Here is a 13,896-nt window from a genome sequence, read left to right on the forward strand (position 1 = left end):
TTTTAAAGTGCCGGAATGACGAATTCTTTCACTTGCTGAGACGTTCCTGCGACAGATTTTATTTTCCCTTGTAATACTTGTTCGTTGTTGCCTATTTTAATGTATACTGTATACTCAACAGTTTTTGAAGTTCGGGGCTCATAGTTTACAACTTTCACACTGTATGTTCCGGGCATCGGCCTGTTAGCGTTAATATTTTCTTGAGGCGTGTCGGTGATGGGCGACACCTGACGCTGTCGCTGTGTCAGGAACTGATCTAAGAACCCTGATAATCCTTCGCTTCTCGCGCGGCCTGATGCATTGGCATCCACATCCAGACTTACCGAAAACTCCACGTTCTCGTAAGACGGTTTTCCAAAAAAGAGCTCCCTGCCGTCAGGCATTAACAAATGCAAATCCAGGTCATCCCGTGTTTCCCATTGCAGATTGATGCGAATATCCCCGGTTTCTCCTTTCATTTCACGTAGCTTGGGCAGTCTCCGCATGAAAACGGTCGTATCTGTATCAGATCCCGGTTTTATGCCGAAGCCTTTGTCTCCATACCCTTCTTTTTCTAACCCCAGGTCCATTTGCGATCCTTCCACCGGCGCAAGTTCCACCTCGCCATCCTCGTCGGTAACTTTTTGAATGGTATCGGTTTGCGTGATAATTTCAACTTTTACACCGGCCAGGACCGCTTTTGTACTGTCGTCCTTAACGGTGAGCGTGTGGCGTTTCGTCAGCAGCATAATATCCCCGCTGCAATTCTTGAGAAATAATACCAGCAGCAGCAACGCAAGCAGCCCGAGTAGCCACCAAAGCCACCACCGGTTGGTCGGGTAAAGCGTATATGCATCCTCTTTACCGGTAATTTTCACCTTCCGATTATAGGAAAGCTTTTCTTTACTCCCCCGATACCTCATATCTTTCTCAAAGAAAGGAAACCCACGCCATTCGATCTGGCCTTGAGCATCTGTGATCCTCTGGAAGGTCTGCTTGTTGTAAGTAAAGTTAATCGCGACCCCGGGTACCGGATTTTTTCTTTTGTCCACACACAGGAACCGGATCGTGCGTTCGACGGGCTCTGGCACCACAACAACAGGATCGGGCAGCGTAACGAAATATTCCTCTTTGCCGTCATGGGATAGGATGTGCTCCCATGCCGTTTCGTGTTTCCATTCCATATGGATAGGCGAGTCCAGCTTCACATCCGCGAGCGTGATCAGGCTTTCCTCATCAACTCTCCGCTCTTCTGCTTGCCTGCCTCCGGTAATCTTGTCATACTGGATCTTGAAATTTTCTCCCGTTGCGGTAGCTCCGGACACATATCGGACACGAAGCACTACATCAAACGATCTTAACCATTTTTCGATGATCCTCCGCCGTGGATTAATAACATCTTCCAAATGACCCCATTGGGTCACCACATATTTGACGGGATCTGGCTGCCCTGGAACTTGCAACACAAATATATTTGCCCGGGCGTCGGAAGGGATTTCAAGGCAGTCGTGCAATATCTGCTTAAGATCCTTGTATACAGGCATATCAGGTTGCTCTTTTTGCAATATTACAGCACGAAAGTAGAGCTGCATAGCTTGCTTTTTGATCATGCGACGGTGATCTGTCTGCTCAGCCTCTGAATATGTATTGAGCAATCGGGGAGTTCCCTCATAGTCCCAGTCCGTTTGCCAGGTGATGGATTGGCCCGTTAGATCAGGGAATGGCTCAGCAAAGATCCTGTAAGCATTGTCCTTTTGAAAAAATGCCCTGATGTTCTGATAACGGTTGATATTCTTGACACCATTTGTGATAGTTGGGATCGTGCCTTGAATCGGCAGCGATGCCACATACTTAGACTGTACCATGAGGCAAAATTTAAATGTAGTGAGATATTTGGATGCCGTTCAGGAATAGACCTGGTCCTTCTGTTCACCCAATGCAACAATGGGCGTGCTCCAATAATGAAAATTAACCTTGCTTTTTTCCTAAAATATCAGCCTATCTTCGATTGAACCATAGACATAGGGTGTCTGCTCTCCCTTGGAAAGTTCCTTCACACTTTTAAGTGTGCTTCGCCAGAAATCATCCAAGGAAATCCCTCTTCTGAGATTTTGCTTTATGCCGTAGGTAAAATTGCCGTTGCGACCGGTTCCGTTCCCGGCAACTTCTTTCGCTTTAGTTGCATAATATACACCGACGTTCTCTGACAGATTGGACGGTACCACAAAAGCTCTTTCACGCGCCTCTGTTTTAGGGTCCGACGTACGGCCTACTGGCTTCCAGGTACGAAAAGGATAGTTTCGGCAGGCGTCTAAAAACACAAGGCTGATTTTGGCCCGGGCCAACGCAAGCTTACTGAGTACTTCCTCCAATGAAATGGCCTCCGTTTGAACATGTGAGGCTTCAATAATGCGTGCGTCGATTGGCAACAGAAAATTTTGTCCGTTATCCTCCATCCCATGCCCTGCATAAAACAAAGTAATCAGGTCAACGTTTTTCGCGCTTTGAACAAAGTTGTCTATCGCTGACTCCATTGTCTTCTTGTCCGCATCCTTCACAGTTACCACTTCGAAGCCGATATCACGAAGAAGTTTGGATAAATCATCTGCATCATTAAGCGGGTTGCCTGACAACGGACTTGAATACCGGTATGTCGAATTTCCGATCACAATTGCCTTGCGTTTCAGAAAGTTAGATTGCACAAAGCCCGAAGCCCCATTTCCAGGCAGGTCAATTTTCAATATCTTATTCGCCTTCGCCAATCCTTCCAGAGCTTCCTGATGGGTCGGGGCAATCAACACAGCCTCCTGAAAATCGTCACGTGCTTCCTTGTACTTCTGAAGTTTCAGGTTAGCCTCGCCGCGGTTCGTGAAAGCCAGATGTCTTTGCTGGTTATTCAGCTTTAAACTGTGGTCAAAATCGCTGATGGCATCGGAATATCTTGGTTTTACTAAATGCATGTATAAAAATCCCCTGCTGTTATAGCTATTAGCATCATCCGGACTAATTTTTAAAATGGCATTGCAATCCTCAATCGCGTTTTCGATCTTCCCTAATTCATAGTGGCTCATTGATCGCCCGAAGAAAGCAACCAGGTTTTGCTTATCGATGCTGAGCACTTTGTTATAGGCCACGATCGCTTCTTTGTGCTGCTTTAAGGCAGCATTTGCCTGCCCTTTCGATAGCCAGACCTCCGTATTCTGGGGATCCCTAGCTATAACCTGCTCCAACACCGACAGCGCTTCCTGGTTGTTTCCGGCCTTTAGCAAGGTCCATCCTTTACGGTACATGGCATTTTCGGTATTCGGGTCCAGCTTGATTGCCGCATCCAGATCACTGATCGCATTCTGAAATTCTCCCGATTGCGCATGAGCCCATCCCCGGTTGTTGTATACGTAGTTCGGCGTTCGGGTGTTATTGGCCAGGCTCATTCCAAAATCGCTGATCGCATCCTGGTAATTCTCGCTCAACAGATAGGCATAGCCTCTGTTATTGTACCCATCCGGATCCTTTGGCCTGTAATCAATATAGCTGCTAAAATCCTTCGCTGCATCCGCATACTGACGTAGTCCGATCAACGCCCTTCCTCTCATGTCATATGCAGCGACCAACGTGGGATCTGCTTTGATTGCATCATTGAGTAACTTAACCTGCTGAGAAACATTCTGTGTATCTTCGGCCTTTCTGAGCAGTTCCATGCCTTTGGTACTTGACACAATTGTTGTCTCATGACCCGGATCGTATACCGAAACATTGGATTCACGTCCGTCACCCGCTCCATTGGTCGCCACTTTTTCAGAATCTCTTTTTTTCGCAGGGGGATTTTCTCTTTGAAAAGTTTCTTTGACATCCCTTTTTGCACCCCTGACATCATTGCCTGCGCCCTTGATTTCATTAGTTGCGCCTTTCACGTCATTGGCCGCGCCTTTGATCCCTTTCGCCACTTCGCCCGCATCTCTGAGTGCTTTTCCAATATCCTTGAAATTAATTCTCTGCGCCTGGACCCCGCAGACAAACAACACATTGAATAAAAATCCGTAAAGTAAAGTTTTCATAAGTAAAGAGGTTTGACTGAGAAGGTGAGCTAATCTTAATTCCATTTAATGGCAATGTCCCTGAACTCTACCGGATAAACTTCGCTTTGGCGGGTAGCGAGATTATACATCCGTGCACTGAATTTCACAATCTTCAGACTGCTTGCTTCTGCAACTGCCTGGTTAATTACAAACGTTTCTTTGGTTGGCACCCCGCTGACCAGGCTTTGGAGAGCAAGCATTCCGGGTCTCAGCTGGTTAGACAAATCGTCGACGGCAACCGCCGACTGACCCGTTATTCTGATATCGCCCTTCCGGTTATGTTCAAATAGCAGAGTCAGGGTTAGCGACCTCCGCAGTTTATCCCCCGTAAGTGACAATACTGAAATCCGTACGTCGCCTGCGACGGCAACCAGAGCATCTGAATCTTCGGGTGTGATATCCCGGCTGTTTTTCTCTGGTTTTGTGTCTGGAATGCGTTCCTTTCGTGAAGGAGAAGGGCTCAATTGCGCCTGAACACGCACACAGGATAGCAGCATCAGGCATAATAGGCCGAAAAAAAGTAGTTGTGTTTTCATAGTAAGTTTTTATTTCCAATTGACCGGTACATCCCGGAATTCTACTCGTTGATCGCCCGCATTTTCCCTTCTGATTGTGAAGCTCAGAATTTGCAGTTCACCCGGCGTTCCCTCTACGTTATGAAACATCAGCGTGGCCTGGCTTTTCACATTGGCATACAGCGGCCGGAAGGCCCGGCTGTATCCATCATAGCCGGTATTTTTATTCTGTATCCCATCAGAATCAAACATTTCCGGATAAAAAATTTCCACTTCTGCATTATTCTTTTTATTAACGAGGACCAACTTCAGTGTAATTGTTTTTGCACTTTTAGTGCCATCAATGGCCACCATTTTAATATTACAATCACTAATATCTTTCTCGAAAATTTGGCCCGCAGTACCGGATCTGCCGGTGTCAATATTACCGTTCTCTGCGGGTGTCGGTTTTTGGGTTACTTTTGTCGCACTGGGGCTTAATTGCCCAAATACAACAATCGATGAGAACACAAAAAATGTGAGAGTCAGGATGAGTTTGAATAGTTTCATAGAAATTATTTATAGTGAAATTTTAAACCGAAACAATTTATTATTGGTAAAAAAGATCGAATGCATTTATTGAATATTATTCTAATTCCGGTTTACGACAAACAGTAATGCGGACTTTATAACCACCTCTGTTATTTTCAAAGTCATTATCATTGACATTTAATTTGAGCACTCCGTCATTAGGAATTGTATTATTGAGATTACTGCCTGCTAATGTCCATGACCCTTCTTCCGTCCGATAAATTAGAGCACCATGTAAGATGTTTTTTTCATAGCTATAGTAAGTGGAAAATTTTATACCGTCAGGCCCACCCTTTCCAGCCCACATACCTAACACGATCTCGCCTGTAGCTTTTATGCTCAGCAAATCTCCGCTCAGTAAATTAATCCCGGTGTCCAAACCATTTTGATCGTAGCCTCCTTCAAGGGTAAGTTCATCGCCGTCTTCACAAAGATTGGTTTCTCCAACTTTCTGCAATTTCTGGTGATCTGTCACTGGCTGGGCCAACTTTGATCTATAAGTGCCCCTACCTGCTGCTGCATCATTCCATGCCTGGTGCCGGCCTTCGATTACTTCTCCGTCGCCTTTGAATTTCGCTCCAACAAAAAGTGCAAATTGCTTAAGTGGCTGGTCGAGAATAGTCAGGCTCAATGTCTGGACTACGTCCCTGTTCACATTACTGACGGTTTGCCCAAAAATGGCATCCGTATTATCAAAATCGGCTTGTAGATCACTCATGCCGAGATCTTTGTTGATCCGATGTTTGAATGCATAAGCGATTGCCCTGGATAAATCGTAATTAACATGCGCATCGACACTGGTAGATAACGCAGTCTCCAGATCAAAAAGAGTCCGGAAAGATTTTGCGTCTATCTCTGTAACCTTTTTATAATGAGTCAACCAATGAGTATCCACCTTTGCCAAATTTCCTCTCTCCCAATTTTCCCTGTTAACTTTATATGCATCGTAAAAAGCAAGAAGCTGATTCAATTTTTCAGCTGGATATTCATAAATACCGTTACGGATTAATTTCATTTCTGATTGGGTAGTATGAAAATATGCGGTTGGAAAAATATCAATCAATCTTCGGGAGGTAAGGAACTGATTTCTATAATTCGCAAGATCATTCATCGCCCCTTCCATTTGTAAATACAATTCTTTTAACTTCTCTGCTTCGGCAGGTGTTTCGGCAGTTCCAAGCAGTTTGTCCAGCCCGCATTTATCAAGCTGTACCTGGACATAAGGAGATCTGCAAACGTTTTGTGCCGAAACCAGATCTGCCAGATTAAACAGAACAAATACACAAAAAACAAAGGCGATTTTCTTTTTCATTCTTTCAGAAATTTAAGTCTGATAGCGAATAGAACTTCCAAAAAAAATGTAACAATAAAGCTTCCTAAAAGACTAATTATCTTTGGTGGTAACAAAAAGTTTATCTTCAACAATCTTCGCACCCACACTTGCTGGTACTTGAATTGGTGACCCAGTCTGCGTTGAGTCGTTATAAATACCGCGGGACTTTTCGACCGAATTCTTAAACGTCCCGTTGATAAAATGAAACTTTCCCACCTTGGTTGTATTTAATGCAGGAAAGATCGAATCAGACGCAAAAGCCATGAGCAATTCGTCGCCAAATGGTGAAGAGCAAATAAAAGGTCCGGGCACCGTTACGAACGTATTCGTATCCTTGGACGAAACATAATAATTGTTGAGTAGAAGGGTCTGAGTGCCATCCTGCAATAAGTAAATTAATCGGAGGTAAGCCGGTTGAGATACCCTGACAAACAGCTTCATTGTGTCCGCCCTTTGATAAACCAGATTTTCTCTGCCCCGGTCGGTCTTGATTTCCAAATCAAAGCCTTTGTAATGACTTGGCTTTTCTTCCTCCACTAATATTCGCTCGGCCTTGGCGAAGGGGATAATGCCATATCTCAGACCGGTAACGATTCGCTCAGGGTTCTGAACAAACCCAAGATCGTCCGCTCGGGACGAAGTGGCCAGACTTGTTTTTTTCATAACCTGCTCCCAATCCGGATTCCGGGAGACAGGGTTTGACATTTCTCTCCTTAGCTGGCTTAAAAATGACTGAGCAAACACGCCGCCATTTTCAATATCAATCACCGACTTCTGCCCTGTTTTCGCAGACCAAAACAAGATCTCTCCGGATGCCTCCCTGAACAAGCGGCTGATCGCCTCAGCCTGGTAATTATAGGTAGGCTCAGGTCCGCTTCTCGACCTTTTGACTGGGGCGAGCACATTACAGGATTCGCCGATCACTACTTTCAAGCGGACATTTTTAGTCCTGAATATTTCGCTTATCTCCCGCAGGTTGATTGAGTTGGATGCAAAATTCTGATTGGCCTTATTAAACGCAATCATAGGTGTGTCGGTAGTTCCGTCGTTCCAGCCATGCGAAGCAACATAACAAAAAACCGCATCGTCAGGCCCGGTTTTGAGGCTCTGGACAGATTTTTTAATCTTACTGACAGAAAGCTCTTTATACTCCATGAAGACAACGTTGACTGTCTGCCCACTTTTTCTAACCGTTTCTGCCAGCTGATTTAGTTCTGCAATGGTTGTTAGATTACCCTTCATCGCCTGATCACCGGGATCCGTGTTGATAAAGCCCAGAAAATGGATGGTCTGCCCAAAAGACGGGATGTTAACGAGAAAAAAAATAAAAAGTAGAAGTCCGTTTTTCATAATTCAACAATTTTATTCGATAGTCGGGTTTTCGATTTGCTTGTTAATATTTTCAATAATATCCTGGTTTGCTGCCGTCTTAAGAATACCAATTTTGCCTCCGCCCATTGTGTAAGGTTTACTGAGCAAAATCGCAGAAGTATCCGCATTCCCGGTAGTCACGATCAGCTGAATCTTACTATTCTTCATCAACTGATACAGCGTGTCAGCCGAACGTTTCTCGTATGTATATAAATCAAGATACTTATGTGCCGGCAACACTTTGGGTAACAAGCCTTCCAGGTTCCCCCGGAACTCCACATTATCAGAAATTCCGACATATATGGTATCTCTGGACGTTAGGCTTTCTACATTCGGCACCTCACCGCCACGCGCCTGGACAGGGTTATCACCTCCCCAATTTTTAAAGATAAAGTAACCCAGCGCACAGGCACACACGGCCGTTAATGCTATTAAAAGTGTCTTTTTTGTTAGTTTCTCTCTCTGAATACCAGAAACCGGCTTCGCTTTTTTTACCGGTGGTTCCATAGTCTCAGCACCGACAAATACCTCAATTGTCTTCTGTTCGCTTCCCTCGAAATAACTGATCTGCCCAATCTTTCCCGATCCCGATTTGCCGGTAGTCCTAACCTGAATGGTAGCCATGATGTTACCGAACCTGTTGCATTTTTCGGTAAGCTTCTTGGAGTAAATACTCTTGTTGGACGAAATTTCAATGGCCCCCTCTGCTTCCAGGACGATCATCTTTTCGACTGCTGCGACGTATTCAATTCTGAATTCCTTGACCAAGCCCAGTTCTTCTTTCTCAAATACGATCTTTTTTGATATGGTATTGATCATGTTTTCAGCGTTTTACAAGTACAAATTCCACTTCTTTTTTACTGGAACTCTTTCGGGTCCCTTCGCAACGGGCATCACCCAGTCCGTCTGTTTTGCAGGTAAACGTATAAGCCTCATATCCGAATCCCGGGCTATTACAGGCTGCACTCCCCAATTGATCGATCATTAAAGTGCTCTGATCCAGCGAAAGCAAGACCTGCGAGCTGCACCTGAGTTTTCCGGATTCCAGATAGGTAATGGTACCGGTACACCCTTGTTTAAATTCGAAAAAGATTTCTACTTTTTCTTTTGAGCGCACATTCACAAGATCGGTGCTGCTTTGCCAGTTCCCGTTTGCAAAATTGCAGTCCTTTGGATTATCCGGAATTCTGAGTTTTTCGCCGGTCAGTTTTAGTTTCTCAATCTCCCTTTTAAGGCTGTCAATTTGTGCCTGACACGGGTCCGCCTCTACCGGAACGCCGAGCGCCTTCGCCAATTGGATAAGGGGACCGACGGGCTTATCAGGTTCCGACGAGACCGGAATTCCCGTGTCCACCAATAGCTTTTTAATTTGTTCAAACGTGAGCTGCGGCCTGCTCGATTTGATCAGGGCAACGGCACCTGCAACGATCGGAGCAGCCATGCTCGTCCCGTCCCTCCTGTCAAAACTGTTATTGGGCAAAGCACTGAAAATTCTTACACCCGGTGCGGTAACCGTAGCTTTTGATCCAAAATTACTAAACCCCGCCCTTGTCTTCCCCGGATCGCAAGCCGCCACATTGATTGCATATTTCGAACGTTTCATCGGGTCAAGGACAGTTGAAACGTTGTCATTGCCAGCGGCCTGCACCACTACGCACTGATGGCTCGCAGCATACTCAAAAACGATATTCCATACTTCCTCCTCCTCCTTCCCAACACTGTCCGCAGTTGCCTCCTGCTCCGGGATCGGGACCCCCTCGGATATGCTGGTCGGAAAATGTACGCCAAGCGACAGGTTAACCACATCAGCACCGTTGTTGACGGCGTAAAAAACAGCATTGATCAAAGCGAGTGTTGACATATTATTGCTGTCGTCGCTGACCTGAATGGGCATAAGGCGGCAGTTCGGGGCAACACCGCTTGTCCCCCGCCCGTTCTCGTCCCGGCCCACCGCCAGAGCAGCAACATGCGTCCCGTGGTCCAGTTTACCACCAGTACCACTGTTTACAGCAGCCGAATGGGTGATAACATTCCAGGGCAGGATGCTTTTATTCAACAATTCGGGATGCCTCAGGTCAAATCCATTGTCGATAACCGCCACCACTACACTACTGTCGCCCCGGGTAATGTCCCATGCTTTAAAAGCCTCGATCAGATTAAAATGATAGTTGTTTTCCATCACCGAAAACCCCGGGTCCGAAGGGATGTAGTTGCCTGCGAAAATGGCTTCATCAAATACCAGTTTTACTTCGGGATACTTTTTTAACCTCGAACGCCAGATTTCAATGCTGCCCAGATCGAATTCCACCTGTAGGAGATTATATGCCGATTCATAGAACACCACCTGTATTGGTTCCTCTGAATTTTCGGCCACCAGCTTTTTGGCAAAATCCGTCAGGTTGGCTGATTTATCCAAATAGATATTCAACCGGTTGCCTACAATTTTTCTCTTGAGCGGGTCTCCCGGTTTGTCGATTAACTTCGTGCTGTCCACAGGAACAAACACGCCCTGCCGCTCAGGCAACAATGGTTGCCGCCGCCATAACCACCAAGCCAATAAAAGCAGCAGCAGCAATCCCAGCAAAATCCAAAGCCATTTGTAATCACGTTTTTGCCTAACTGCCTGCTCTACTGGTTTGCTTATTGGCGGGACAACAGTTTTCTTTGGTACGACAACCTGATGTTCATTAACAAAGCGACGAACAATGAAAGCCCGGGCATTTTCAACCTCCGCATAAAAGCCCCAGAGGACGAAAGTGAGGTCTTCTCCTTCGACAAAAATAAATTCATCCCCGGGTAACTCGGACGCTTTATCCAGCAGATCTCCCAATTGTCGTTTGACAGGATCCGGATCGGCCTTTAAAGTGGTGCTCAGCTGATCCATGTCGTCCAGCAAATTCCTGAGCCTTTCGACCGCCTGATCTTTCTCGGTACCGGTAAGGTCCGAAAGTGCTCTGGCCCTGTTGCTCATGAGCGGATTGCTCCATAAGGCAGTCGCATTGCCGCTCAGGGCATCGGCGGTAATTGTGGGTTCACCAAATAAAGTGGCGTGTCGGGCACCCAGCCGTTCCAGCAAAATGGCCCTGATCTGCTCAGAACGCTGGTAAACCGGCTGGGCAAACAACATTACCGGCCTGAAACCCGAAAGCTTGCGAGAAAATACAAATGACGCCATAGATCAACAGTTACAATCTTCTAATGGCAGTTTCTGTATAATCTGGGCCAACTGGTCCTGGGCATACAATTCTTCCTTATCGGCCAGCTTGCCCAACGCAAAGGATGTCGACGATGTTTTATAGGCAATCTGCCATTCTTCAAAAATCCTTTTCCCTGGGTACGAACCGTCCAGTCTTATTTCCGCTTTGGAAGGAGACGAAAATTTTGTTTGGCTTTGCGGGCCTTCGACCGTAAAATTCCCGGCGTTTAAAACGTAAGAATTAACGGCTGCGGTAGCGATGCTGGCTACCAGTTCAAAATTGTTATTATTGATCGGATGGTAAGCGTTTATTTCGTTGCGCACGAGACCGGCGATGTGGGTTGCAAGCCCGACACGCTCGGCGTTCTTTCTCAAATGATCGATCACCAGATCCTGTACATCGGCGTGTAAAGCACCCGATTTGCGGCTTAGGTCACCAAGCATTCTGCTCCATCCGGTGTATAGCAGTTTTTCAGCAAAAATATCGGCCATGTCTTTGCTCTTAACAATTTCGGCTTCGCTCCAATCCACATTGTTCGCTTCCAGGATCGGGATTAGCTCTTCCAGCGGTAATTCGCTAAAAAAGGCACTTTGCAGCAATAATGTCAGAATTGCGCCCGAACTCTCAGTACCCGCAATTTCCAGTCCCAGCTCCTCGGCATATTTATGTAACGAGATCCGTCCTGTGGTTGTCATGGGCGCAGTGGACCTGACCTCTGATGCCTGGCCAACCGGGCTATTGACCAGGTCGTGGTAAATACTCCAGGCCGTATTTTTTGTCAACATCAGGCTTTCCAGAAAAAAACCAAATATCTGCTTGAGCATGTTCTGGGTAACCAGGCTGGTCGTCACTTTTGCCGAATTGATATTGGCTGCCCTTAAACGTTCTCCCTCATTTTCCCCTACCCTTTCTGTCAACAGGAATTTTTTCAGTTCGCATCGCATACGGCAAATCAAATCCAGCAGCTGTTCATACTTAACGGCCGGGTTACAGGTTGGCGTCATGTTACGGATGATGTGATCAATACCACTCTTGTTGGGTACAGACGTTTCGTTCCATGATTTTTGCGGGTTCCGCACAAATTTTCTGACCAGGTCATTCTCAAGAAAGGATGCTTCCGTATCCCGCATCGTCTGCTGGTATTCCTCCTTTATGCCTGTCTCAATTTTGCTAACTGGATATTCCCCTGAAAAAATGGCCTCTGAGTAGTTCGGGTCCCTCAGGAAATAGGCGTTTCTAAAAGTACCATCGATTTTATTCCAGTTAGTCAGCCAGTTATCATTGCTATTGGGCCTGAGCCTCGTGAAAAAATCGTCGAAGTTGGCCCCCAGCCTTGATATCCATCGCTGATCATATGTTTCAGGCAGCCCCAGTTGATCATTATTGGGTTGTTTGAGCAGTGTTGAATTGTATTTTGTAAAAACAACCATAAAAGGGGAAAACCTTTCCACGTCGGCCTCGGTAGAGTTACGGCGGAGTTTGGATTCAAATTGCTCCCTGCTTTCAGCACTGGATCCTACGTTATTACTGACCCAGTTATACGCAAGTTTTACCAAAGCCGAATTATCAATCTGGCCATCCCCCAAACACATTAGAAAGGTGTTGATCTCTAAGTTCAGATCGTATTGATTGAACAGAAAAGAAACCTTGCCTCTCAAAAACACCCCGAGCTGTTTGTCCTTTTCACTTTTCAAGCCATTTTCATCGATCCCGGAACGGTTCCTTGCTCCCGGAAAATCAAGACAATCGACGTCGTTCAAAAATTTGCGTTGCGGATCCTCGGCAACAGACGAAGGCACGTGTAGGGTCAGCTCCACTCCAAGCCCGGACAAGATGGCGCGGTTCATTCGGACGATCGTGCCGCCTTCGAGTTCTACGTCGACCAGCCCCGGATTATCCGGCAAAGCGATTTTAAGTTTCCCTCTGTATTTTTCGTTCAGCTCCCGTTCGCTCATACCAATCTCGCTCCATCGTTCCACATCGATAATCGAGATCTCACGGGGGACCAATGCACTGTCATAATTTACAGCAACCTCTCTGGCAAACCTTAACTGGTTCAGTCCTTCACTGAGCGACAAAAAGGTGTCATTAAAAAACGGAACTTCCCCCCATACAAATTTCAATGCCTCCATGCGGGTTTGATAATTCAGGAAAGGCACGATGGCAGCCAGTTCATCCCAATAATTAATGGCATTCAGCGCCCGGATATTGACCCTTTCTCCATAGGTCCTTTCCACCGTTTCGAGATAATCGCGGATCTCGTAAACATCATCTTTGGTAAATTGCTCACTCTCTGTCGGGTTGCAGCTTTGCCGGAGAGATTCAAATGTTTTGAATACGTTTTCCCGGTTCAATTCGTAGGTCCACGTTGTCAAGTCACTCAGGTAGCCATCCACGATAATTTTAACGATATCTGCCTGCCGTGCCAGCTTAAGCGGAACAGCACTATTGAAATTACTTCCCTGGGAAATGTCAGTTGTAAACCTTGTAACAAGGCCAGTCGATTCTTTTTGGCCACCCTTAGGATTGATCTCATTCAAACAGTTATAGTGACGGCCCGTTTTTACATCAATCACAAACGTGTCCCCATCGCTCGATCTTTTGTTCATACCTGATACGAGAAAGGATTTACCCACTTGGCTAGGCCCAAAGACACCGACCGCAGGCCGTTTCCCAGCCGCGTTCTGATAGCGCATGAGCACTCGATTCATGTCGTTAAGCCTGTCTATGAAAATATTTTTCTTACCGCCCTGCAAGTTGGTTTCCGCCCATTTTTTGGCTTCCTGAATCGCCCGCCTCAATGCATTGCAATTTTCAATTAGATCATGATACGGAGCCTTTTTTGCTGACATAAC

General features: G+C 46.1%; 9 protein-coding genes. All 9 read right to left on the reverse strand.

The annotated features are described in order from the left end of the window. Positions 1–2: 2 nt before the first annotated feature. The 9 genes from M1L62_RS00355 to M1L62_RS00395 all read right to left on the reverse strand — a co-directional run bounded on the left by M1L62_RS00355 (position 3) and on the right by M1L62_RS00395 (position 13,893). Positions 3–1,844, reverse strand: a complete 1,842-nt coding sequence (locus M1L62_RS00355; protein ID WP_254411011.1) for a hypothetical protein — start codon at positions 1,842–1,844, stop codon at positions 3–5. Positions 1,845–1,964: 120 nt separating this feature from the next. Beyond that, positions 1,965–4,034 (reverse strand): tetratricopeptide repeat protein, encoded by a 2,070-nt coding sequence (locus M1L62_RS00360; protein WP_254411012.1) that lies wholly within the window; start codon positions 4,032–4,034, stop codon positions 1,965–1,967. Positions 4,035–4,069: 35 nt separating this feature from the next. Next, the gene (locus M1L62_RS00365) at positions 4,070–4,591 is read right to left on the reverse strand and encodes a hypothetical protein (RefSeq protein WP_254411013.1); all 522 of its coding nucleotides are present in this window, start codon (positions 4,589–4,591) and stop codon (positions 4,070–4,072) included. A gap of 9 nt (positions 4,592–4,600) precedes the next feature. After that, positions 4,601–5,119 carry a hypothetical protein gene (locus M1L62_RS00370; protein ID WP_254411014.1) on the reverse strand — a complete coding sequence of 173 codons (519 nt, stop codon included), beginning with the start codon at positions 5,117–5,119 and terminating at the stop codon, positions 4,601–4,603. A 76-nt stretch (positions 5,120–5,195) separates the two neighbouring features. Continuing rightward, on the reverse strand, positions 5,196–6,452 hold the full coding sequence (locus M1L62_RS00375; RefSeq protein ID WP_254411015.1) for a DUF5995 family protein: 1,257 nt from the start codon (positions 6,450–6,452) through the stop codon (positions 5,196–5,198). Between the two features lie 72 nt (positions 6,453–6,524). After that, positions 6,525–7,823: a caspase family protein gene (locus M1L62_RS00380; RefSeq protein ID WP_254411016.1), complete on the reverse strand. Its 1,299-nt coding sequence runs from the start codon at positions 7,821–7,823 to the stop codon at positions 6,525–6,527. A gap of 12 nt (positions 7,824–7,835) precedes the next feature. Continuing rightward, complete coding sequence (locus M1L62_RS00385; RefSeq protein WP_254411017.1) at positions 7,836–8,663, reverse strand: hypothetical protein; 828 nt, start codon at positions 8,661–8,663, stop codon at positions 7,836–7,838. A gap of 4 nt (positions 8,664–8,667) precedes the next feature. Further along, entirely contained in the window at positions 8,668–11,019 is a 2,352-nt protein-coding gene (locus tag M1L62_RS00390; protein ID WP_254411018.1) for a S8 family serine peptidase, read from the reverse strand. A 3-nt stretch (positions 11,020–11,022) separates the two neighbouring features. Next, positions 11,023–13,893, reverse strand: a complete 2,871-nt coding sequence (locus M1L62_RS00395; protein ID WP_254411019.1) for a virulence factor SrfC family protein — start codon at positions 13,891–13,893, stop codon at positions 11,023–11,025. Between the last annotated feature and the right edge of the window lie 3 nt (positions 13,894–13,896).

This window comes from Dyadobacter diqingensis (genome assembly GCF_024220585.1).
Lineage (GTDB): Bacteria > Bacteroidota > Bacteroidia > Cytophagales > Spirosomataceae > Dyadobacter > Dyadobacter diqingensis.